This window comes from Bartonella sp. AP331QHHD (assembly GCF_042195905.1).
Lineage (GTDB): Bacteria > Pseudomonadota > Alphaproteobacteria > Rhizobiales > Rhizobiaceae > Bartonella.
This window is the reverse complement of sequence record NZ_JBHIPG010000046.1, coordinates 17,798-39,609: the sequence shown is the minus strand read 5'-3', so window position 1 is coordinate 39,609 and position 21,812 is coordinate 17,798. Positions and strand designations below refer to the sequence as shown.

At 36.7% G+C, this 21,812-nt stretch carries 17 protein-coding genes, 2 pseudogenes and 1 riboswitch; of the genes and pseudogenes, 6 read left to right on the top strand and 13 right to left on the bottom strand.

From position 1 onward, the window contains the following. Nucleotides 1-897 precede the first annotated feature (897 nt). Nucleotides 898-1,660: pseudogene (locus ACFIMS_RS05515) on the bottom strand (autotransporter outer membrane beta-barrel domain-containing protein); the annotation flags it as partial. A gap of 390 nt (nucleotides 1,661-2,050) precedes the next feature. On the opposite strand from ACFIMS_RS05515, the gene ACFIMS_RS05510 reads away from it, so the two are divergent. Next, a complete protein-coding gene (locus ACFIMS_RS05510) occupies nucleotides 2,051-2,197 on the top strand; it encodes a hypothetical protein (protein WP_375696463.1) in 147 nt (48 codons plus the stop codon). Here ACFIMS_RS05510 and ACFIMS_RS05505 read toward each other — a convergent pair. Genes ACFIMS_RS05505 through ACFIMS_RS05495 form a run of 3 tightly spaced genes read right to left on the bottom strand, consistent with a single transcriptional unit; the run spans nucleotide 2,194 to nucleotide 4,963 of the window. Further along, nucleotides 2,194-3,165 carry a WD40 repeat domain-containing protein gene (locus tag ACFIMS_RS05505; RefSeq protein WP_375612282.1) on the bottom strand — a complete coding sequence of 324 codons (972 nt, stop codon included), beginning with the start codon at nucleotides 3,163-3,165 and terminating at the stop codon, nucleotides 2,194-2,196. The genes ACFIMS_RS05510 and ACFIMS_RS05505 overlap by 4 nt on opposite strands. A gap of 10 nt (nucleotides 3,166-3,175) precedes the next feature. Beyond that, nucleotides 3,176-4,198 carry a CobW family GTP-binding protein gene (locus ACFIMS_RS05500; RefSeq protein WP_375696462.1) on the bottom strand — a complete coding sequence of 341 codons (1,023 nt, stop codon included), beginning with the start codon at nucleotides 4,196-4,198 and terminating at the stop codon, nucleotides 3,176-3,178. A 21-nt stretch (nucleotides 4,199-4,219) separates the two neighbouring features. After that, nucleotides 4,220-4,963, bottom strand: a complete 744-nt coding sequence (locus ACFIMS_RS05495; protein WP_375696461.1) for a creatininase family protein — start codon at nucleotides 4,961-4,963, stop codon at nucleotides 4,220-4,222. 2,173 nt (nucleotides 4,964-7,136) lie between these two features. Here ACFIMS_RS05495 and ACFIMS_RS05490 point away from each other — a divergent pair. Next, the gene (locus ACFIMS_RS05490; protein ID WP_375612285.1) at nucleotides 7,137-7,493 is read left to right on the top strand and encodes a hypothetical protein; all 357 of its coding nucleotides are present in this window, start codon (nucleotides 7,137-7,139) and stop codon (nucleotides 7,491-7,493) included. A gap of 810 nt (nucleotides 7,494-8,303) precedes the next feature. On the opposite strand, the gene ACFIMS_RS05485 is transcribed toward ACFIMS_RS05490, so the two are convergent. After that, on the bottom strand, nucleotides 8,304-9,638 hold the full coding sequence (locus ACFIMS_RS05485; RefSeq protein ID WP_375696460.1) for an NAD(P)H-dependent oxidoreductase: 1,335 nt from the start codon (nucleotides 9,636-9,638) through the stop codon (nucleotides 8,304-8,306). 163 nt (nucleotides 9,639-9,801) lie between these two features. Here ACFIMS_RS05485 and ACFIMS_RS05480 point away from each other — a divergent pair, with 163 nt between their 5' ends. Next, nucleotides 9,802-10,281, top strand: coding sequence for a MaoC family dehydratase (locus tag ACFIMS_RS05480; protein ID WP_375612287.1), 480 nt, complete (start codon nucleotides 9,802-9,804; stop codon nucleotides 10,279-10,281). Nucleotides 10,282-10,452: 171 nt separating this feature from the next. Here the strand turns inward: ACFIMS_RS05480 and ACFIMS_RS05475 are convergent. From ACFIMS_RS05475 to ACFIMS_RS05460, 4 genes and pseudogenes are all read right to left on the bottom strand, one after another. Beyond that, nucleotides 10,453-10,747 (bottom strand): annotated as a pseudogene (locus tag ACFIMS_RS05475) (integrase); the annotation flags it as partial. A gap of 451 nt (nucleotides 10,748-11,198) precedes the next feature. Further along, nucleotides 11,199-11,858 (bottom strand): methionine ABC transporter permease, encoded by a 660-nt coding sequence (locus ACFIMS_RS05470; RefSeq protein WP_375609233.1) that lies wholly within the window; start codon nucleotides 11,856-11,858, stop codon nucleotides 11,199-11,201. Beyond that, on the bottom strand, nucleotides 11,851-12,885 hold the full coding sequence (locus ACFIMS_RS05465; RefSeq protein WP_375612288.1) for a methionine ABC transporter ATP-binding protein: 1,035 nt from the start codon (nucleotides 12,883-12,885) through the stop codon (nucleotides 11,851-11,853). Before ACFIMS_RS05465 ends, ACFIMS_RS05470 begins: the two co-directional genes overlap by 8 nt. 27 nt (nucleotides 12,886-12,912) lie before the next feature. Continuing rightward, complete coding sequence (locus ACFIMS_RS05460; protein WP_375681929.1) at nucleotides 12,913-13,731, bottom strand: MetQ/NlpA family ABC transporter substrate-binding protein; 819 nt, start codon at nucleotides 13,729-13,731, stop codon at nucleotides 12,913-12,915. Nucleotides 13,732-14,238: 507 nt separating this feature from the next. On the opposite strand from ACFIMS_RS05460, the gene ACFIMS_RS05455 reads away from it, so the two are divergent. Continuing rightward, complete coding sequence (locus ACFIMS_RS05455) at nucleotides 14,239-14,877, top strand: SH3 domain-containing protein (RefSeq protein ID WP_375638766.1); 639 nt, start codon at nucleotides 14,239-14,241, stop codon at nucleotides 14,875-14,877. A gap of 284 nt (nucleotides 14,878-15,161) precedes the next feature. Here ACFIMS_RS05455 and ACFIMS_RS05450 read toward each other — a convergent pair whose 3' ends face one another. The 4 genes from ACFIMS_RS05450 to ACFIMS_RS05435 form a co-directional block, all read right to left on the bottom strand. Then, complete coding sequence (locus tag ACFIMS_RS05450; RefSeq protein ID WP_375638768.1) at nucleotides 15,162-16,193, bottom strand: aspartate-semialdehyde dehydrogenase; 1,032 nt, start codon at nucleotides 16,191-16,193, stop codon at nucleotides 15,162-15,164. 1,263 nt (nucleotides 16,194-17,456) lie between these two features. Then, nucleotides 17,457-17,837 (bottom strand): helix-turn-helix domain-containing protein, encoded by a 381-nt coding sequence (locus ACFIMS_RS05445; RefSeq protein WP_375612292.1) that lies wholly within the window; start codon nucleotides 17,835-17,837, stop codon nucleotides 17,457-17,459. 924 nt (nucleotides 17,838-18,761) lie between these two features. Continuing rightward, complete coding sequence (locus ACFIMS_RS05440) at nucleotides 18,762-18,968, bottom strand: Trm112 family protein (protein WP_273791466.1); 207 nt, start codon at nucleotides 18,966-18,968, stop codon at nucleotides 18,762-18,764. 13 nt (nucleotides 18,969-18,981) lie between these two features. Then, on the bottom strand, nucleotides 18,982-19,644 hold the full coding sequence (locus tag ACFIMS_RS05435; protein ID WP_375610818.1) for an LON peptidase substrate-binding domain-containing protein: 663 nt from the start codon (nucleotides 19,642-19,644) through the stop codon (nucleotides 18,982-18,984). A 446-nt stretch (nucleotides 19,645-20,090) separates the two neighbouring features. After that, nucleotides 20,091-20,188: riboswitch (glycine riboswitch) on the top strand. Between the two features lie 136 nt (nucleotides 20,189-20,324). Here ACFIMS_RS05435 and gcvT point away from each other — a divergent pair. Both gcvT and gcvH read left to right on the top strand, forming a co-directional pair. After that, complete coding sequence (gcvT, locus tag ACFIMS_RS05430) at nucleotides 20,325-21,437, top strand: glycine cleavage system aminomethyltransferase GcvT (protein WP_375612293.1); 1,113 nt, start codon at nucleotides 20,325-20,327, stop codon at nucleotides 21,435-21,437. Nucleotides 21,438-21,443: 6 nt separating this feature from the next. Beyond that, the gene (gene gcvH / locus ACFIMS_RS05425; protein ID WP_375696459.1) at nucleotides 21,444-21,812 is read left to right on the top strand and encodes a glycine cleavage system protein GcvH; all 369 of its coding nucleotides are present in this window, start codon (nucleotides 21,444-21,446) and stop codon (nucleotides 21,810-21,812) included.

Below are 21,812 nucleotides of genomic sequence, written 5' to 3'. Positions count from 1 at the left end.
TCGTGGAGATGTCACTTATCAGCATAGATTTAAGAAAATTGGTTTTTCTGGAACGAGTTTCTCTGCTGGATTGCGCCACCTCTTTTGATGAGCTGCAATATGTATTTTTAGTTAAAAGGCAGAAGATTTTCGGCCTTTTAATGTATTAAAATTTATTTTGCTTCATCAATATGGTTATTTTTTGATATAAAAGATTACAATAGATGCTTTCTTTTATGCGATGAGAAATTTTTCTAAAATTTTTGATGTTAAGATATGAGGACAGATTTCATTGTGAATATGAAAAGTTTGAATGCTGAATGCTTTCGGCATAATCTTTCAAAAGAGACGATATAGGTGGTTGTTTTTGTCCATTTCTTTATTCATTTTTATAGATCATAAGTTTAGTCTTTATGAGTTTTATGCATTGTTTTGAATTTTGTTTTAGAACTTTATTCACGTTTATATCATTTAATACGCATATTATTTGTTTCTTTTTTAGGATGTTTACTTAAGAATTTTGGATAGATACTTATTTTTAGAACAAAAAGAGGGAGTTTGAGGTCAAATTATAATAAAAGTAAAGTATGCTTTATCGTGTTGTTATGGTTGTTGTTTTGTAAGTGATAGGTGGCAGAGAAATTTAGATAAGATACAGGATATTATTTTCATTGCGGTCATGCGCGGATATCACCATTCTTTTTTCAGCATTCAATATTTGCGCAGATTTTAGCACTCGAGAATGTTCATAAGAAGTAATTTACCTTTTTTCAAAAGTCCTTCTTTGCATGCCAGCTTCGTTTGTGATGGACAAGGGGTTAATTGATTAAATATAAACAGGTTTGAAATGAAAGAAATTTATAATATTTAGTTTTTATTCAATATCTAAAATGATGAATGAGCATTCTGAATTATTGCATGAAATTTTCCTAAATCAATATCACGCGTCTTATTAAACTGAAGATGCTGATAAACAACCTGAATCTGCGGAGCAAAAACAACACCTTTATACCCTGTTGCAAACGTTCTGCCACTCGTTAAAGAACCGCTAAACTGTTTACCCTTGGCAATAGCTTTACCCCGTGCTCGTGTCAAAACATCACCTTTAAAAAGGCCATACGATAACACCCCATCCATATAAAAACCGGTATCATGCTGCAAACTTCCATAAGCCCCAACAGACCATTTATTAAATGCGCTTTTTTTGCTTTGTTCAACATCCTGAGGGTGTAGAGAAAGATTTCCATAGTTCCCCAAAACTCCAAAGAATGTACGACCATATAAACTCTCAATCTCGTTTAACAAAACACCTGCTTGAAATGCATTATAATCGAGCTCAGCACCATAACCATATTCAAAAGCAGATAAATTGGAAGCATAATGATGACTCCCCCCATAAGCACGCAGAAAAAAGGCTGTCTTTTTATCATCTTTCCCAAAGGAATGAAAAGCATTCCGCATTGTCTCTAACGTCTTATTTTGCGTGGTCATATCCACTAAACCAGCATGAAATAAGGCATTTGGCAAAAGAAGATAAGTTGGAACCTGTGGAACAACCGCTCTAATTTGGAGATTAGACGAGGAATCCAAAGGGTCAGAAGACCCAGAAGGCTTTGGTTTAACATGGGAAAGAAGCAGAAGGAATAGAATCCGGAGATGAAGGAGATACCGGAACAGAGGGCGGTAATAGAAGTTCCATGAAATGATTATTAGATAGAATTTTCTAGGCAAGAAACTAAAGTGTGGAAGGCTGCTCGTAGGAAACTTTGCTCTTTGGAGGGGGAAATCAAAAAATTTTTTATTTAGGAAAATAGTGTTGAATTCCCTTCTTCTGATCGTAAGAATAAATCGTTGTTTCAATGATGATATCAGCTATTTTTTGCCGAATTTTTAAGAAAAATGCTTTTGTGGAAGTATGTAGCCTATATAGATGTTTATAAGGAGATGGGGGGGCGGTCTTGAGGGTGATGTTTTTATTCTTGTATGGGGGTAGCAATGTTAAAAGGTCAAAAAACATGTTTAAGGTATTTTCTTGTCTAAAGGGGGGGAGAAAAGGAAGAGGGAAGATTTAATGATTACGAAGATTTTAGGAGATTTTTGGGGGGAGATTAGGGAGATAGGATTTCTGAGAGCTCTGGAGATGCAAGGGGATAAGATTTCTGGAGGATTGTGTGGGCATTTTTTATCGGCGATAATTGCGTTTGTTGGTGTAATTTAATCAGTGATCTTGATTATACCACATTCACCATTTTCGCTACCGAAGGAGAGGTTTTGCCCTGCTTGATCCCAATTAAGTGCTGAGATAGCACTTTTCCCATAACCTTTTAGAAGGACTTCTTTTCCATCATGGAATTGTGCCGCTAAAATCATTCCATCATTGAAGCCTATTGCTACAATTTCTTTGTTTGGGTGGCATGAAACGGTGCTAACAAGTGCATTTGCTCGTGTGCCTAGTTCTAGAGGTGTTTTTCCCATGGGGCCATCTTTTGTATGAAAGGGCCAAACAATTGCGGCAGAGGCACCTGATGTTGCTAGCCATTTTCCTTTTGCACTCCAAGACCAGCTTTTGACTTTGCTTGGATAGCCACTCATGCGGAGGTGCTGATTATCAGTGAGACGCCAGCCGTGTAAGGCGTTTTCTTGCATGGTGGAAATGACATAGCGGTTGTCTGGTGAAAAGGTGACACCACAATGAGCTCCTTTCCATACTAATGTGGTGGGAGATATTTGCGTTGATAACCAATGAAGAGTCACACCATTGTAATGGGCAACGGCAAGTCGCAAACCTTTGGGGGCAAAAGCAAGGCCTTCTACACTGCGTTCATGTGTGAGCTCTTGTCGTTCTTTTCCAATATGCGCAAATGCGAGGCGTGAGGAGGAAAAAGCAAAAGCTTTTTGTGGACCAAAAGCAACGTTGTTTATCCATTTGCGTTCTTTTTGGCTTAACACTTCCGTGTGATCTGCTGCGGTTGTTTGACAGACTTTTCCATCTTCTCCACCGGTGATGATCGCGGTATTGTCATGGGAAAAATGGCTTGAAATTATTCCTTGGTGAACTTCAACGATTTGTGGGGTTGGATTAAAAAAAACAATGAGACCTTCTACGGAAACAAAGGCTGGTTTATTGCCTATAAAACCGCAGGAAAGGCAGTAACTTTTGAGATCATAATGGGTAATGTTTGGCATTATCACTCACTTATGCGCAATTTTCAAAACCAGTTTTTAATTTTTCAGCATCAAGAGAGCGTCCTATAAAGACAAGGCGGCTTTCTCGTTTTTCATCTTCACGCCATGGGCGTTGATGTTGTCCTTCAAGAAGCATATGTATCCCTTGAATGACGTAACGATCATCGTCTCCTTGAAAGGCGATAATGCCTTTAAGACGCAAGATATCAGGCCCTTGTTGCTGTGTAACCTGCTGGATCCAAGGGAAAAACTTTTCTGGTTGCAGAGCATCTGTTTTTAAACTTACAGAAGTGATGGTAATATCATGAATGGTGGATGCGTGATGATGGTCATGATCATGATTACAATCGGGACCACATACATGATCTGCGTGATGATGCTCAAGAAAATGGGGATCATTATCTAAAGTGCGTTGGAGATCAAAGGAACTACGATCGAGGAGTTTATCAACAGGGATGTTAACGCGCTCTGTTGCGTAAATTATGGCTCTGGGATTAATGGCCAGAATAAGGGATTCAGCATGGCTGCGTTCTTGTTGGGTGACAAGATCAATCTTATTTAAAAGAATAATATCCGCGAAGGCAATTTGGTCTTCAGCTTCACGACTTGTTTTTAATTGAGAGGGAAAATGCTTTGCATCAACGACTGCTATGACACTGTCGAGAGCTGTTTTTTCATGGATAGTATCATCCATGAAAAAGGTCTGTGCTACGGGAACGGGATCAGCAAGCCCTGTCGTTTCTATAATGATCGCATCAAATCGATGAGAACGTTGCATCAGACTTTCTAGAATGCGAATGAGATCACCACGTACGGTGCAGCAAACACAGCCATTATTCATTTCATAAATTTCTTCGTCTGATTCAATGATCAGGTCATTATCAATACCAATTTCACCAAATTCATTGACAATGACGGCATAACGTTTGCCATGATTTTCACTGAGAATGCGGTTGAGAAGGGTGGTTTTTCCAGCACCAAGATAGCCTGTGAGAACCGTAACGGGAAGTTTTTTGGGGTGTATCGTTTCCATGGAGAGACCTTTTATTGTTCTTTATTGCCATGTGTTTATGTTAAATCGATTGATATCATCAAGTAAATCACGAAGCTGAGACAGAACATGAGAAAAGATTGCTTCACCGGCTTGTGGTGTTGCTTTGCTTGCATTTCCTGCCGCACCTTGCGTATTTAGATCTTTCATTGTCCAACCAAGGGCATGAGGACCATAAGCACGTAAATACCGATAATTGGCAATCATATCCGCTTGTTTATTATGAAAATTTTCTGCCTTTTCCATATGGACTTTTTCTGGTGCTAAATAGAGCATGAGAGAGGTTTCGATAAAGCCTCCATGGATATCAAGATGTTGTTGAGATGGCTCCATGAGACCTTGTGGTAAACCAAAACGGCTCCAGCTTGTTGCTACAGCGAGCATGGAAAGGCGCCTTCGTAATTCGGTGATAACGATGCTCATTAAAGGTGAATTTCCTCCGTGAGCATTGAGAAGAAGAAGACGGTTGATCCCTTTGTGATAACAGTTTTCACCAATCTTTATCCATCGCTTAATCGCATCAGAAAAGGTAAGGGTTTGCGTGCCTGTAACATCCATATGTTCTATAGAATAGCCAATCTTTTCAACCGGTAAAAGTGCGATATGAAACTGCTCTTTTGTTTGTAAAGTGAGGGCTTTTGCAAAAGCTTCAGCAATAATCCAGTCGGTTTCGAAAGGAAGGTGCTCTCCGTGATATTCATGTGCACCCAAAGGTAAAAGAGCGAGAAAAGGTGGGTTAGATACCATAAATTAATGCCCAAAAGAGAAGTCAAAAGAGACAAAATGATCAAAGGTGCTGTCACTATTTAATCTATCTATAAGAGAAACGCAAATAGGCATCTTTTTACATCACATATGGATGCATAAAAATGAGAGCTTTGTTAAAAATAGAGAAGCTTTTATTGAGCAAAGCCACCGCAATTTTTCTGTAATATTAGGCAATCTTTCTCAAGATAGTTGTCTTTTATAAGTATTTCTGATTTATATTCTCACTTTTAATAAGTATATATTAAATATATAATTTTTTCTGTAAATTACATATTATTCTTTTATTATTGAGAGAGGATGATCAAAGTATTTCTACTATTGCAATATTACAGACTTTTGTTGCAATCAGGAACTATATTCAATTATCTGTATATTACAAAAGAATGGAAATATTTGTTGATTGATTTTACTTTGGATAGTGTCTTAACAGATTTTAGTGTTCATGAGAAAAAATAAATATAAAGGGAAGAATTCACTAAGATGAATTTGTAATCTCATAGAGCAGTTTATAAGATGATTCAGTAAGAAACACCGTTGGATACAAGAAACACCGTTGGATACATAATAAACAGAACGCCATTGTGTTGCACATTGACGCTTTTGTTTTAAAGAAACATTTCTCAAGGTATCCAAGCCTATTTTGCAACGGCGCCCGTGAATAGTATAACGGTAAAGTTTTATAATATAAAATCTATTGTTTTCCACCATATTTACACTTTTAAAGTAAAAATGGGCACCATCATTCACTTTGCTAGTTTTCAATACTGTGTTAACAGCGCTTGTTAGTTAAAATACCTCATAAGTGATATTTTCCTTTCTTCAAGTGTGTTTACACACACACACCGATCTCGTTTGTGATTTGCAAGTGAAGAATTTTGATTGATTCAATATAAACAGAGTTAAAATTAAGAGAGTTTTATAATCGTCAGCTTTCTCATTCAACATGCAAAACAATAAATTATTATTATAGATTAATATTTTGCGATTAAAGTGATCGGTTGATGAATTTATCATTCAATATCAGTTTTCATGGCGTTATTTTTTCAATGCGCTACTTAAGTTGGTATTTTAAAAATGCAATTTTTTAGTAAGTTTCTCTACTCCTTTTCTTTCAAGCATTTGATTAATTCTTTATTATTATTCATTTTTCACAAATAGCAGACAGTTATGTGAATATCGCCAAAAATTTATTTCAAAGAGAATTATTTTTTACTAATACAGAGTAAATATAAATAAGGCTGCGCTCTACAATATTGACGAAAAATATGGAATAACTTTTATGAAAATTAAGCAAGAAAGTTTTTTCAGTATTTTGGGGATCATCTCATTTTTCATGACTCTCTTTTTATCTGGTTTTAGGTAGTTTGTTGGAGCTCTAGTATTGCTTATAATGGTTTTGTAAATCTGATAGATTTACTTATTTTATGCGTTTGTTTTGTTAGGTTTGAAAGTCAATATTTTGTGTTCTTTATGCTGTATGGGATAAAGGGGGCTGAATTACCTTTTTTAAGATGCTATGCAGTATTTTTTCTTTTTATATATCAGTAAAAGTTGAGAATCATTTTATTAACGTCTCTTCCATTTGAAGATAGAGATCTTAATTGTTTTTTTACACTTTATACCTGTTTTATAGAAAAATAGTACACTATTTAAATTTGTTTTATTAGGATAGATTTGTTTTAGATCAAGTTTTTATTTGATACCAATTTCATTTTTATATTTATTGAAATAATAGACAATCATATATCATTATATTGGCAGTTTTAAATTTTATAGTTCTTTAAAATTAATTACATTTTAAATTATTTATAAAAGCTCTATTATATAATTTTTTAAATGAATTTGTTTCGTAATATTTCTTATAATAAGAAATTTAATAAATTATTATTATTTTTAATTATAGCAATAAAAATGACAAAATATTACTGTTGGTATCTTGAGTTATTATGGCGTAAAAGGAATAAATTATTTTTATCATTTATTGTTTTTTATCTTTACATGTAATACATAATGTGTTATATTATAATAACAAAATTACATATAATATTTTATTATGTGCAATTATATAAATGATTAAATATAATTTTTGGTTTTTATATATGTGAATATTCTTTCATTTTTTCAGTGAAGAAAAAGAGGAGCAAAGAAAGCTATGTTTAAAATATTTAAAAATCGTGTATGTTCATTTACTTTTACACTATTTATTCTTTTTTTTATACAAACTATAGAGGGAAATGCAAGTTTTGTAAAAAATAAAGTTCAAGAGAGAATGGCAATTACTATTCCTACACTAGAAAAAAATGTAGCTATTAAAGCTGTGGATAGAGTTGTTATTCAAGGCGTTGAGGAACAAGATGTTATTGCGTTAGGGAAACCTGAAAAAGCTGCTGCCTTTTCAGGTTCAGCCTTTTGGGGGGGAATAAGTATTTTATCACTTCTTGCTTCTTTATGTATTGGGGATGTATTAGGTACTGTTGTAACTCTTTTTGCAATATTTAGTACACTTTAGTAGGAAGCTCATCGACAGAGTCGAGGATTTTTTTGTTCACTTCATTATTTTTAAAAAATAAATATTTTATTATTTATACTATACTAGATAATAAAATCACTAATCTTAATACTAAATGTAGCTTTTATTAACATTATTAAAGTTCAAGATCCTACATTTATGTTGTTTTTTACAAATTAGCGTAACCTGATTTTTTTTTACAGTTTATGATTATTTTCTAGTAATAAGGCTAGTATACTTACTATCTTTATCAGTCTTTTAATATTGTCTACCTTTTCTCATATGAAGATTATTCGTCAAAGGTATATTTTATCCTTTTTAAATTTTTTTATCTTTCATAAGGGGATAAAATAAAAAATATCCCTATATCCATGGCTCTCATGCAATAAGAAAAATGAGAAATTATTATTTATCATTTTAAATTTGTTTATGTTAAATCCATCAGAAGTATTTTTTACGTATAACAAGTTGCGTTCGTGTATGGATAAAATTATTAAAAAAAAGACTAAAAATTCTTCTCATTAATTATCTCTAAGGTTCAAGGACTGTTGTAGTATTGGAAAATAAATGATGGTGCTGGTTTGTATCTTCATAGAGTAAAGATAGTGATACACAATGAATCTTATGCCATCTCATGGGGTGGTTTATACTGTCGCATTTACGGGACATATTGTGAGAGGGAAGTGGTGATGTGCATCGTTGGAAAATGCTTTTATTAAAACATAAACCTGTATTTGCGATAGAAGTGTATTCTGGGTTATTCTGTTGCCTAAGGGAAGGATACTGTTAAGTAAGGTAATTCAGGAGTATTTATAGCTTAGCGGAAGAAGGGTAATGAAGTAAAAGGTCTTGTTTAGCACGAAGACGTGCAATCCATTGATCTTCACGAATAGCAGTATTATGTACTGTAATGAGTTCGTTTTTTTTAATTGTAGCTGTTACTGTTGCTTTTTCTAAAAGGCCACAAGGAATGGCGTGGTGAGCGCGTGCTTCTGCGATGTTCATTATCCAAGCACGATAAGTATAAAGACCGATAAAGTCTAGCTGATCACCTGGATGTAAATCTTTTTTAGCAACAGCACAGACTTCTACTACGGGATGGCTAAGAGGAACCATATCTTTTTTGCCATAAAGCATAATACGTGCGCAGGTGAGGGGAACTTCCATTGCTGTTAAATGATAGGGGCGATGAAAGGTGAAGTAAGGCCCCTGACCAATTTTTAAATCTTCCATACGTTCGCGTAAACGCGGGTGTGCTATTTCGGCAATGACAAAGACACCAGGTGAAACACCTGGACCTATTGAATAATCTACAACACCATATTGTTGTAAAATGCCCCCATCTTGTTTTGGAATAAGCACTTTGTTTAAATCTTGTAGCGCTGCTCGTGGTCCATGCATTCCTGGGCAATCGGGGAGAAGTCCGGTGGCATTGGCAATGGCTGCCATTTCAACCATCGTTTTGGAACCATCAATAAATTCAACCAACATGCGCACATTCATATTACGCCGGAATGCTTCTTCTTCGTAAGCGTCAGGTGTAGCATCAAAGCGCAGAGGATTATTTTTTCCTTTACCCGCTGCAACAATCTTATGTCCAAGGGCTGAAACAAATTCTATGAGTTCCATACAAGAAGTAGGTTCATCGCCGGCACCAAGTGTATAAATGAGCCCTCGTTTTTCTGCTTCATGTTTGAGATAAGCGCCAATTGTAACATCTGCTTCAACATTCATCATGACAAGATGTTTGTTATTCTCAAGCGCTTTGATACCAATCTCTGCTCCTGCTTCGGGATAGCCTGTTGCATCAACGATAATATCAATTTGTTCATGGCGCAAAACAAGGTTAATATCATCTGTTGCTGCAATCAAACCCTTTTCAATGCTTTGGGTGAGAGCATAAGTATTTTCAACTTCACAGACATGTCCATCTTCGCCATAGGCTAGTGTAGCGGCATCAAAAATACGTGACGGTGTCCTCGTGGCTACAGCAGAGACTGTTATACCATCCATATGCGCAATACTTGATAATAAATCTGTGCCCATTTCACCACAACCAATCAGTCCAATACGGATAGGGGGATGGTTTTCTGCACGTTGTTTCAAATCATGCGCTAAACCTGTTAGGTTCACATTGCTTGCCATTCTTTTTTCCTATTTGAAAACTACTCTGCTAAAGAACTTTTCTCATTCATAAGGTGCATTTGTTTTTAAGACAATTAATCTTTTATTCTTGATGCTCTAATCAATGGATTTTATAAAAGCAAGAGGGGTGGTTTCTTTTATCAAATAAAATAGGAATAGCGTTATGCAGCAAAAAATAACAGTACAAGATGTCACCAGTTTTATTGGGAAAGAAGTGGGATTATCGGAGTGGCGTCTTGTTACACAGGATATGATTAATCAGTTTGCATGTGCTACAGATGATCATCAATGGATACACGTTGATGAGGAAAAGGCTAAAAAGACACCTTTTGGCGGCACGATTGCTCATGGTTTTTTAACATTATCGCTTTTGTCTACGCTCGCTTATGAAGCTCTTCCAGAGTTAGAAGGGAGCACAATGGGGATTAATTATGGTTTCGATAAAGTACGCTTCATGAGTCCTGTGAAAACAGGGGTACGGATACGTGCGCGTTTTGTGTTAGACGACGCAGAAATTCGTCCTTCTGGTCGAGTGGTTTTCCATTATGGGGTTACGGTGGAAATTGAAAAGTTAAAAAAACCAGCTCTTACAGCTCAATGGCTTATTGTTGCTGTTGTGGAAGAAAAACCTTCCAATATCTAGATTATTTGAGTGCTTTATTTTATAAAATTTTTATACAATTCTATTAGAAGTTTCTTCAATGATGATATTGAGAATAATCTATAGGATAATAGATATGGTGGAGCTATCATAGCGTTGATAGCCATAGCAGGTTGCTATCTTTCCTAGATCGTTTTGAAGAGGAGTTTCCTAATGAAGATAGTGCATTGCTGCACGCTTTTGTTTATAGCGTTCTTTAATGGGATCATACCCATCACGTAAAACAGAACGCTTCAAATGGAATATACTTGCGTTGCCAATTCACGGGTTTATTTTAAAGCAACATCTCTCAACGTTCGTTACGCCCATTTCGCAATGGCGCCTGTGAATAGTATAACGATAAAGCCATTGAGCACCCCTATCTTTATGCTTGTGAAGAAGAAAGCTGGCACCATCATATTATAAGCCGCCAATGTTAAGACAGGTCTTGGCGCTTGAGATAATTCATAAGAGGCATGCCTTTCTTTCTTGTATAGTTTTACTCACACGGCTCTTCCCGCTTGTAACGTGTAAGCGAGAGGTTTTGGTTGATTCTATATGGAATAAATTGGGAATGAGAGGATCTTACGGTATTCAGAGTTCTCGTTCAATATGAATAACGCCATATTATCATTATAAATTCAATGTGTTATCTACGGTTTGGAGAGGTTGTGGTCAATGTCTTAATTTAAAGAGAGTCTCACATACTGTGAGATCTCTTATTTTATCCCCTTTTATATTCTTTTATATTAAAGCCATTAAAACTATTTTCTTTCATGTTACAAACGGATGGGGAGAGATAAAAACTGTTTAAGAAAAAAGTTTCTAATCTCTTATGAGTGTTTTCGATAGGCAAGGGTTGGTGCACTTGGAAAGTGGCAAAGGGGATGATGGTATTGGCATGTGAAATTCTAAGTCTTTTAATGTTTTGTTTTATCAAGTTTTTGTACGATTTTATCAGAAGTCCATTGGGTTGTAATATTAAGCACGATCAAAAGGATGATGACGATGGTCATGATGAAGGTATTGTAGCGTTGGTAGCCATAGCGGATTGCCATATCCCCTAAACCGCCTCCACCAAGATATCCAGCAAGTGAGGTGGCTCCTATAAGAGAAATGACCATGACTGTAAAACCTGTAATCAGGCTAGGGAGAGCTTCAGGAATAAGAACATGTCTGATAATTTGAAGACGACTTGCACCCATCGAGCGGATCGCTTCAATGAGACCGTTTTCAACGGTTTTAAAAGAGAGTTCCGCCATGCGTGCATAAAAAGGGATAGCTGAAATGGTCAGTATAAAAATTACAGCAGGCATTCCTATCCCTCTTCCTACAACGATACGCGTAACGGGAAGAAGATAAAATGCAAGAATGATAAAGGGAATGGCACGAATACTGTCAATGATCATGCTTAAAGGGCGATTGATGAGAGATGAGGAAAAAATCCCTCCGCGTGCTGTTGTGTGAAGAAGAAGACCAAGGGGAAGCCCTATAATAAATGCCATAACAGAAGCACTAAGTGTCATCAATATTGTATCAATAACAGCTTGGGGAAGTTCATGAGACAGAACATTAAACATAGCCTAAGACCTCACAATATCGTCCTTTTTTCGTTAACCATTGAACAGCTTTTTCTAAAGCTTCTTTATCTTCTCCAGGAAGAGCCAAGAAGAGTCTCCCGATGGTTTCATCTTGAACTGTATCAATGCCACCATGCAAAATACGTGCTTTTAAACCACTCTCATTTTCTAGAAGATGAAGAAAAGGCTGCTGGGCAATTTCACCGGCAATATTAATTTCAATGACAGCTTCTCGTCCGATTGGTTTGAGATTTTTCGCAAATTTTTCAGGAAGTTGCGGGGTTACAAGCTTGAGCATGGCTATGGTTGTATCGTCTTGCGGTGATGTAAAGATGTCTTTCACACGTCCTTCTTCTACAATGTTTCCCTGATTAAGAACAACAACGCGATGCGCTATGGTGCGCACAACTTCCATTTCATGGGTGATGAGCACAATCGTGAGATTGAGGTGTTTATTAATATCAGCAAGGAGCTCTAGAATAGATTGTGTTGTTTCAGGGTCAAGAGCAGAGGTGGCTTCATCTGATAACAATATTTTAGGATTAGCAGCGAGCGCACGAGCAATGCCAACGCGTTGTTTTTGTCCCCCGGACAATTGTGCCGGATAGCAATATTCTTTCCCAGATAACCCAACCAATTCAATCAGTTCAAGGGCACGTTTGTGGCGTTGTTTTTTACTTACACCACTTAATTTAAGTGGCAATGCAATGTTATCAAGAATATTCTGCGATGAGAGAAGATTGAAATGTTGAAAAATCATTCCAATTCGTTGACGGTAAGGCGCCCATTCTATCTCTGATAGATTAGAAATATCAACACCTTCAAAAAAAATGGACCCTGCATCAATCTTCTCTAACCCATTTAAACAGCGAATAAGTGTTGATTTTCCTGCTCCACTGCGCCCAATAATGCCAAGGATTTCACCAGCATGGATATTTAAAGAGAGATTATTAATCACCGGAACACCAGCCGTTTTGTTAAAACAACGGCTGATGTTTTTTAAGGAGATAAGAGTAGGTTTTTCCATTCACAATTACTCGGATATTTGGCACAATTACCAAGATGTTTGGGCGGTATTGCCAAAAATCTCTTTGATTTTTGCACGGATAAGATCGTTGTTGTAAGCGGCAACTAATTTTTTAACCCATGGTTCATCTTTTTCGCTCGTGCGTACAACGATGATATTATCATAAGGATTATTTTTTGCGCTCTCCCATGCGACTACATCTTTTTCGAAGTTTAATCCGGAAACAATAGCCCAGTTTGTGTTTATAATTGCAAGGTCAAAATCGTCAATAGCTCGTCCTAACATACCGGCATCGAGCTCACGAATTTGCAGGTTTTTAGGATTTTCGATAATATCAAGTGGAGATGCAAGAATATTATGAGGATCTTTTAACTTAATGAGACCTAAAGAATTAAGAAGAAGTAAGGCTCTTCCACCATTAGATGGGTCGTTTGGAATACCAACATGTGCACCATCACGAAGATCTTTTAAGTCTTTTATTTTGTGTGAGTAAACACCGATTGGAGCAATAAATGTATAGCCGACAATTGAAAGTTTATAGCCACGTTGTTTCATTTGTTCATTAAGATAAGGGGCGTGCTGAAAAGCATTCGCATCGATCTCTCCTGCGTTAACAGCATCATTAGGCAAAGCGTAATCAGAAAAATAAACGAGTTCAATATCTAAACCGACTTTTTTAGCCTGTTCAGCAGCTGTTTTCCAAATAATCGCATCCCGCCCTTCCATAATACCAAGTTTGATTTTTGTTTTGTCTGCGGCCATGGAAAAAGCAGTAGACAAAAAAAGTGCAAAGAGAGAGAGGAATAATCCTATAATCCGACTACGAGAAAAATTTTTTAATGTCATATGCTTTTAACTTTCTTTTTCGAGAAATTTTTTGAGGGAAGTTTCAATATACTCTGTATCTTTTTAGGCAGATTTAAAGTTATACAAGCTTTAGAGAATATTCAATCACTTTTATTTTTAAAAGAGTATTATTTTTCCTTCTATTTTAGTTGTTTTGGGGGCTGATCATCATTTGTTCATAGAAATTCTCTGAAATTCAAATAATTAATTCTTTTATTGCAATCATTTGTTGAGGGAACCAATGCCCCTTTAAAAACTTCTGTAAGGGACAATTGGTTGAAGAACCGGACAATCAGATGATGCTTTAGCCGTAAATTCATGAAGAACATACTGTGCAATCAAGATCAAAAGGCCGTGTTCGTGTAGGCGATAAAGAGAAATTTTGTTGCAATGTTGTGGGTTTTTGGGGGGGGGAATAAAGGTTGCTGATCATTGGATTTAAACGCGGCAAATTTTTGCAAAGGCGAATTTTTGCCCTTCATACGTTTTAAGAGAGGAAGAAAAATAATGTTAAGAAAGAAATTTTTATCAACAATGATGACTTTATGGGCTTTAGGAGCGTCAGGGGTGGCTGTGACTGCTTTTCACGCACAAGCTGGAACCATTACAGGAACAGTTGCTCGTGTTGCATCAGGTCAGGTATCTTTACGCACAGGCCCTGCGACAGCTTATAAAGTTATCGCAATGGTTCCAATGGGAGCAAAAGTGCAAATTTATGGCTGCCTATCCAATAAAACTTGGTGTTCTCTTGGTTATCATGGAAAAGTTGGTTGGGCATCTGCACGTTACGTCAATGTTAACAATGTTCCTACCATTGCTTTTAAAAAGATGCCAGCAAAATCAAAATCCATGGTAAAATCGCCAAAAGAAAAAGTAAAACAGGCTGTTTCCGACTTTAAAGCTCTTCCGGCGATTCAAAAAACACGGAAAAATATGCAAAAACTATACAGAACAGATATGATTATCGATTCTACAGGTGTTAAAAAAAGAGATGAACGAACAATTTTAAATCCGTCGCAAAAAGCACAAGGCGTTTCTGTAAAGCACGTGAGTGCTTATAATCCCTCCTTTCCTGATAATGTCAATTACAAAAATTTTGAACGTAATGAAACGCGTTACCGTGTCGTGACTTATCCTGCTCGATAAGGGTAAAGTTAATTTTACAACCGGAATGACAAAAAGGATCAGCAGCATGAAGCAAACAATGCTTATGCTGCTGATCCTATTGTACCGTAAAATGTCATTAAGGCGGCAATGCTTAACTTAAGGTGGCGAGGCATTCAAGGATATTCCGAGTCAAATTTGACAATACCTTGGATTACAGTTCTTTAGGATGGTGATATGAACCTTCAGCTGGGGAAGGTTATACTGAAGAGAAGCCGGACTTTTGACAGACCGGCTAGGGGTTCTTTGTCCTTTCGGACAGGGCGTTAATTTGCGGACTTAGGCTTTATCAAATTACGAAAAATGAGCAATTCAGCAATTTGAACGGCATTCAATGCTGCTCCTTTTCTTAAATTATCGGCGACAACCCAGAAAGCTAAACCATTTTCAACGGTGATATCTTCACGAACACGGCTAATAAAGGTATCATCTTCTCCGGTACCTTCATAAGGTGTGGTATAACCACCATCTTCGTGTTTATCGATAAGCTGACAGCCTGGTGCATCGCGGAGGAGCGCTTGTGCTTCAGATGCGCTTAGTGGTTTTTCAAATTCAACATGGACGGCTTCGGCATGACCGATAAAGACAGGGACCCGAACAGCAGTGGCTGTTAATTTAATTTTCGGATCGAGAATTTTCTTCGTCTCAACCGTCATTTTCCATTCTTCTTTTGTATAACCATCTTCCATGAAAACATCGATATGAGGAATGACATTAAAGGCAATGCGTTTAGTGAATTTTTTTGATGTAATTGGGTCTGCAACAAAAACTGCACGTGATTGTTCGAAAAGTTCGTCCATTCCTTCTTTACCAGCTCCAGAAACAGACTGATATGTAGAGACAACAACACGTTTAATGATTGCAGCATCATGGAGAGGTTTTAAAGCTAAGACCAGTTGAATTGTTGAACAATTAGGATTTGCTATAATATTACGCTTAGAAAAGGCATTTATAGCTTCGCCATTGACTTCAGGGACTATCAACGGAACATTGGCATCATAGCGCCACGTGGAGGAATTATCGATGACGACACAGCCGGCAGCAGCAATTTTAGGGGCGTATTCTTTGGAAATGCTCCCTCCCGCAGACATAAGACAAAAATCTGTGTCAGAAAAATCGTAAGTATCCAGTGCTTTTACTTTTAAAGTTTTATCTCCATAAGAAACTTCTTGTCCTAATGAGCGTCGTGATGCTAGAGGGACGATTTCATGTGCAGGAAAACCACGTTCTTCTAAAATTGTAAGCATTTCACGACCAACATTTCCGGTTGCGCCGACAATTGCAACTTTATAACTCATTTTCTATATACTCCTCATGTCTCTCCACGTTTATTCCCCGTGCTATACTCAGGAGAGAGTGAGTTGGTCAAGGAACATCATTAAATTATATTTTTGATTTTCAACAACTCAATTTTGTGCACACCAATCATCATCATTAGCACAATAAATTGTTTTATTTCAAATAATACGTCTCTTTTAATCTTTCAGAATTGAAAAAATTGAATATTTTACGCTAAGCTATTATCTCTTTAGAAAACACTTTAATTAAGTGAATTCCTTATCTTCTGTCAATGTGTACCTTCACACTTTTGAATTTTTTAAAGATGGTATTACGTATCGCGTTGGTGGAATCTTTTTATACTTTATCTGTTAATTGTTGAATTATTTGATTTTCTCCCTATGCCTTTAAAAGCGAAGCTTTCTATTACAGTCTGTAAACAGCTAGATTCTAGCGGCTTCTCATTTTTTACTTAAACTAAAGGCTCAACAAGCAGGCCTAAAAATATTTAAAAAGATATTGGGCATCTAAAAAACATTTGAATGTTTCAAGGAGGTATGTGTGCTTCATATCCTCATACCTTAAATGATAGAATTTATGGCACAACAGGATAAACTTAAGTATCCATATATAGATAAATTCTTATGAAAGTTATAAATATAGTTTTTCGTGTCTATTTTTAATTTATATTTCTTATTTTTACTTTAATCCTGTTATGCTATAAAATATCATTATTTGGAGTATGGTGGTATAAGATCTTTAAGCTTTCTCGATATATTTAAGTGTTTTTTAGTGTGTGGGAATATTCTTAGGCTTGTTTGGCAAGCCTTTTTTAAGTGACTTATATGAGTGGAAAGTCAGCCGTTGAACACTCCCATATTTACGTTTAATAAAAGAGCAAGTTAGCACCATCATCCATTTTTTCAGCACACAATGTCGTTACAGCTCTTGGTTTGTGAGACGATTCAATAAGAGGTATGCCTTTTTGTACGTTTTTACTCACACGCCAACTTTGCTTGTAATGTGCCAACAGTGATTTTGATTGATTCAATATAGAACACGTTTGAAATGAAAGAATTTTACGATATTCGGAACACTTATTCAATATCAATAACGTTAGATTATCATTATAAATCAATGCACTATTTCTAAGTTAAACTCGTTAGAATTCGGATTATTTACAAATCAGATTAGATTAAGCATTTTCATTCTCATGAAGTGTGGGGAGACAGTCACAATTCTTGTCAATATTATTAAGGACTTTGATTATCTTTGCAATGAACTTATGAAAATAAGGGGTTATTTTTTTCATCAGAAATCAACTGCAAAATTGCTCTTTGTTTTTTGCGGGTCAGTATTCTGAAATTTTTTAAAAGTAAATATTCTGCTTTGCTTGCTATTCTGTCATCACAATGATAGAGGTTCTCTTCTTTTTTTGCGCCATCAGCATAAAAGAAGGAAACGGGAACATCTAATATATGAGCAATTTCCTGTAAACGTCTTGCACTTACGCGATTTAAGCCTTTTTCATACTTTTGGATTTGTTGGAATGTTACGCCTAAATGACTTCCTAATTGTTTTTGAGAAAACCCCATGACGTTTCTTCTGAAGCGAATTTTTTTGCCTAAAGAAATATCGTAAAAATGTAGATTTTTGGCTTTCACTTGATGTCCCCACCGGTTGCGAGCGCCCTCGCATTAGTATTCCGGGGTCTGGAAGTGCTGACTCAAAACAGCCCCTTGCTTTTAGTGCTGAAAGCACTTGGACATAACAAGAGCCCCCGGAAATTCCGGGATATCCGCAAAAGCGGTTTTATTTCTAGTTTGAGTTTTTCGGGCTTCCAGACCCTATTTGATTGTCGCGTATACAACCAAAAACACAAGCCTCCTTCATAAGGCAATTACTTTCAATCGTCAATTGAAATTACAACAGTGTTTCTTGTTTGTTTTTTCAAGTTTTCATGTAATTAATGCGTATATTATACATAAAAAATATTGCTTGAGATACTTTAGATACTTGTAAAAATTGTAAAGCGAAATTAAAGGGTGATGGTAAGGTAATGGGGTGATTTTCTCCTTTACGATTTTATGTTTTTTCCCAAAAATTAGGTTGCTTCTCCGTTTCAAAGATTACGCAAACAGATAAATATTCTTGTCCCGATATGGTATACATAAGATGATATAACTTGTCGTTTTTATTCATCTTAAATCGAGGTATCTCAAATATGTTGTTCGTAAATAGTATAAATTAAAGTCCATGAAATATAACAATCTTTATGTTTAATATAATAAATTTCATTTACCTGAGTTGGTTAAAAATGTTATTATAATTCTTGCTTTTAAGAAGTTCATAAGAGCCATTTTTATTCAGATGCTTGTGTGGTGCAAGCGAATGGTTTTGATTGCTTCAGTATGAACAGGCTGGAATGAGAGAATCTGATGATATTTTTGGCTTTTGTTACAAGGTGTAAAGCGATATAAATATCTTCATTGTAAATCTCTTTTTTCAGAAATCGTAAATATTGAGATATCATATTGATAGAGACTTGATAACAGTGGGCTTGTAGAGGGAAATTGCATGAGGATTTTTTATTTTTTATGCGTTATTTCTTCATTGTTTTGCAAAGGGCGCGCTTCTGAGGCAAGCATAATGGGAACGCCATCACGAATAGGGTAGGCAAGTTTGGCTTTGAGAGAAATGAGCTCTTGTGTTTTTCGGTTGAAAGAGAGAGTACCTTTCGTCATTGGGCAGACGAGCAATTCGAGCATTTTGGGATCTGTGGTCATTTTTTTCATGTTTGGACATTCATTAGTTTAAGCGGTAATCTGTTCCTGTTTGTTTCATGAGCGAGCGTTCTGTTAATGCAAGAAGAGTTTGGGCACGGCTTTCGATATCTGGAGCTTCAAGGAGAGCTTGTTTTTCTGCTGGTGTAAAGGGGATAAGAGCTGAAAAAGCATTAACCAATATAGGTGTAGGGGCTTCTATGATGCTGCTCCAATTATATTCCATTTCATGTATGGTTAGATATTTTTCTACAACGTCGAGTAAGTTCTCTCGGTTAATGCTTTCTTCAATATCAAATTCTTGCAAGTCTTTTATGTTTGATTGGATGAGAGCTGTTCGATAGGATTTTGTGTTTTTCAATTCTTGTTCTAAAGTGAAGCGGCAAACACCTTGTAAGATAATGAACAGTTGTCCGTTTCCTGTTTCACTGTAGTTTGTAATACGCCCTATACAGCCTGTTTTATAAAGTTGTGTAGAGAAGCGATCTGTATCCGATGAAAGTGGTTGAATAATGCCCAATAGACGATCAGTTACCATAACATTTTCAATCATTTCAAGTGATTCTGGTTCAAAAATATTGAGTGATAAAAAACCACCGGGTAGTAAGAGTGCACCTTCTAAAGGAAAAAGAGCAATTTGCTTTGGAAGATCATTTTCGCAATTGTAAGAGATATTACCAGCTTTCATGAGTATTTTGTCACCTTTGTTCGGTAATTTTAGTCTGTAAATAGTCGCTATTTATGACACTATTGAGAAAGCAGAAAACCTACTTCTTGTGCATTAAAATCATACTTATAAAATATTTGAAGTCCTTATTCTCAAAAAGAATATGAAACCCTATCTTTAAGGTTGAACTGCGCGCGAAAGAATATTGCTTTGCGATCTTTTTAGTGTGTGACGTTTTGCATGATTTTCAAGAGGTATTTTTGTTTATAGCTTTTGATTTTTGTCTTAAATTTCCTAAAATGTGTTGCTTGCAATTTTTGTAAGGTTCAAAAGGATAATATTATAAATCTTTTGAAGCAGCTTATGCAAGTTTTAAAATGAGAACATTTTCATCACTTTACTAATGACAGTGTGATGAAGATAGGCTATAGGTTTAAATATGCTGGAAAGAGCGTTATCGTTTCTTTCATTCTTTTGCGGGAGAGTGCAGATTGCAAATTTTCGCATTGCCGCCGAAGGGGAAATAGCCCATAATCTCTCAGGCTTTAAGGACCGTAAAAGGAAGAAGGCAGATCTGGAAAGTCGGGAGAACCCGCGCCGAAGGTGTAAGCGAAAAATCTTTTCGCGAGTCTCTCAGGTTGATGACAGAGGGGGCAGAGACGGCCATATTCTGTGGGCGTTAGCGCAGCTTTGGAGTTATTATGGGCACAGCACAAGAAACATCTTTTTTAAAAACACTTCCTTTATATGATTTGCATGAAAAAGCAGGAGCAAAATTTGGTGCTTTTGCGGGTTGGAACATGCCTTTAACTTATCCTCTTGGCGTTTTAAAAGAGCATCTTCATACGCGTGCACATGCAGGACTTTTTGATATTTCTCATATGAAATTGATTGCGGTTGAAGGGGCACAAGCTGTGGAATTTTTGTCCTATGCTTTTCCCATTGATGCAGCAGCTTTAAAGATTGGGCATTCACGGTATAATTATTTGCTTAATGAGCAGGCTGGTATTCTTGATGATCTTATCATTACCCGTTTGGAAGAGGGTCGTTTTATGTTGGTCGCCAATGCTGGGAATGCACAGGCTGATTTTTTAGAATTGGAAAAGCGTGCGGTTGATTTTGAATGTCAAGTGATTGCCCTTGAAAGGGTATTGCTTGCGCTTCAAGGTCCTGAAGCGGCAGCTGTTCTTGCTGATGCGGATTTGCCAGGGAATGAATTGTTCTTTATGCAAGGATTCGAACCACAACAGGATTGGTTTATAACGCGTTCTGGTTATACGGGAGAGGATGGTTTTGAAATTGCTTTGCCTATAGGGCATGCGCATATGTTGGCTGAAAAATTGCTGAGTGATTCTCGTGTTGAGTGGATTGGACTTGCCGCACGCGATAGCTTGCGGTTGGAAGCGGGGCTGTGTTTGCATGGAAATGATATTACCCCTGATACGACACCTATTGATGCGGCTCTAACATGGGCTGTTCCTAAAAGTGTTCGAGAAAAAGCACAATTTTATGGTGCAAAGGCTTTTCTTAAAGCACTGCAAAAAGGACCGGCTCGTTGTCGTGTTGGATTAAAACCGCAAACGCGTCAACCTATTCGTGCCGGTGCGGTGCTTCTTGATGATCAAGGTAATGAGATTGGCATTGTAACATCAGGTGGTTTTGGTCCTTCTTTTGATGGTCCTGTCGCGATGGGTTACGTTCCTGTTGATTTTAAAGTTGAAGGGACACAAGTCTTTACAGAACTGCGAGGCAAAAAGATTGTATTATCAGTTCATTCTCTTCCCTTTGTTGAACAACGTTATTTTAAAGGATGATTTTTTATGTCTAAAACTTATTTTACACATGACCATGAATGGCTTAGCGTTGAAGGGCAAGTGGTGACTGTTGGGGTTACGCATTATGCGCAAGAGCAATTAGGGGATTTGGTTTTTGTTGATTTACCACAAAGTGGAACAAAACTTTCCAAAGGAGAGGCGGCGGCTGTTGTAGAATCAGTGAAGGCGGCTTCAGATGTTTATGCTCCTCTTGATGGTGAAGTGGTCGAAATAAATGAAGCCTTGACTGATAATCCTGAACTGGTAAACCAGAAACCTGAAACAGAAGCCTGGTTATGGAAAATGACATTGCAGGATGAGACACAACTGGAGGGGTTGTTAGATAAAGATGCTTATAAGGCTTTGATTGGATGA

Excerpts from the sequence above, each read along its gene's own strand:
- ACFIMS_RS05510 (WP_375696463.1), top strand. The coding sequence starts at position 2,051 with ATGATTACGAAGATTTTAGGAGATTTTTGGGGGGAGATTAGGGAGATA.
- ACFIMS_RS05505 (WP_375612282.1), bottom strand. The coding sequence starts at position 3,165 with ATGCCAAACATTACCCATTATGATCTCAAAAGTTACTGCCTTTCCTGC.
- ACFIMS_RS05500 (WP_375696462.1), bottom strand. The coding sequence starts at position 4,198 with ATGGAAACGATACACCCCAAAAAACTTCCCGTTACGGTTCTCACAGGC.
- ACFIMS_RS05495 (WP_375696461.1), bottom strand. The coding sequence starts at position 4,963 with ATGGTATCTAACCCACCTTTTCTCGCTCTTTTACCTTTGGGTGCACAT.
- ACFIMS_RS05490 (WP_375612285.1), top strand. The coding sequence starts at position 7,137 with ATGTTTAAAATATTTAAAAATCGTGTATGTTCATTTACTTTTACACTA.
- ACFIMS_RS05485 (WP_375696460.1), bottom strand. The coding sequence starts at position 9,638 with ATGGCAAGCAATGTGAACCTAACAGGTTTAGCGCATGATTTGAAACAA.
- ACFIMS_RS05480 (WP_375612287.1), top strand. The coding sequence starts at position 9,802 with ATGCAGCAAAAAATAACAGTACAAGATGTCACCAGTTTTATTGGGAAA.
- ACFIMS_RS05470 (WP_375609233.1), bottom strand. The coding sequence starts at position 11,858 with ATGTTTAATGTTCTGTCTCATGAACTTCCCCAAGCTGTTATTGATACA.
- ACFIMS_RS05465 (WP_375612288.1), bottom strand. The coding sequence starts at position 12,885 with ATGGAAAAACCTACTCTTATCTCCTTAAAAAACATCAGCCGTTGTTTT.
- ACFIMS_RS05460 (WP_375681929.1), bottom strand. The coding sequence starts at position 13,731 with ATGACATTAAAAAATTTTTCTCGTAGTCGGATTATAGGATTATTCCTC.
- ACFIMS_RS05455 (WP_375638766.1), top strand. The coding sequence starts at position 14,239 with ATGTTAAGAAAGAAATTTTTATCAACAATGATGACTTTATGGGCTTTA.
- ACFIMS_RS05450 (WP_375638768.1), bottom strand. The coding sequence starts at position 16,193 with ATGAGTTATAAAGTTGCAATTGTCGGCGCAACCGGAAATGTTGGTCGT.
- ACFIMS_RS05440 (WP_273791466.1), bottom strand. The coding sequence starts at position 18,968 with ATGAAAAAAATGACCACAGATCCCAAAATGCTCGAATTGCTCGTCTGC.
- ACFIMS_RS05435 (WP_375610818.1), bottom strand. The coding sequence starts at position 19,644 with ATGAAAGCTGGTAATATCTCTTACAATTGCGAAAATGATCTTCCAAAG.
- gcvT (WP_375612293.1), top strand. The coding sequence starts at position 20,325 with ATGGGCACAGCACAAGAAACATCTTTTTTAAAAACACTTCCTTTATAT.
- gcvH (WP_375696459.1), top strand. The coding sequence starts at position 21,444 with ATGTCTAAAACTTATTTTACACATGACCATGAATGGCTTAGCGTTGAA.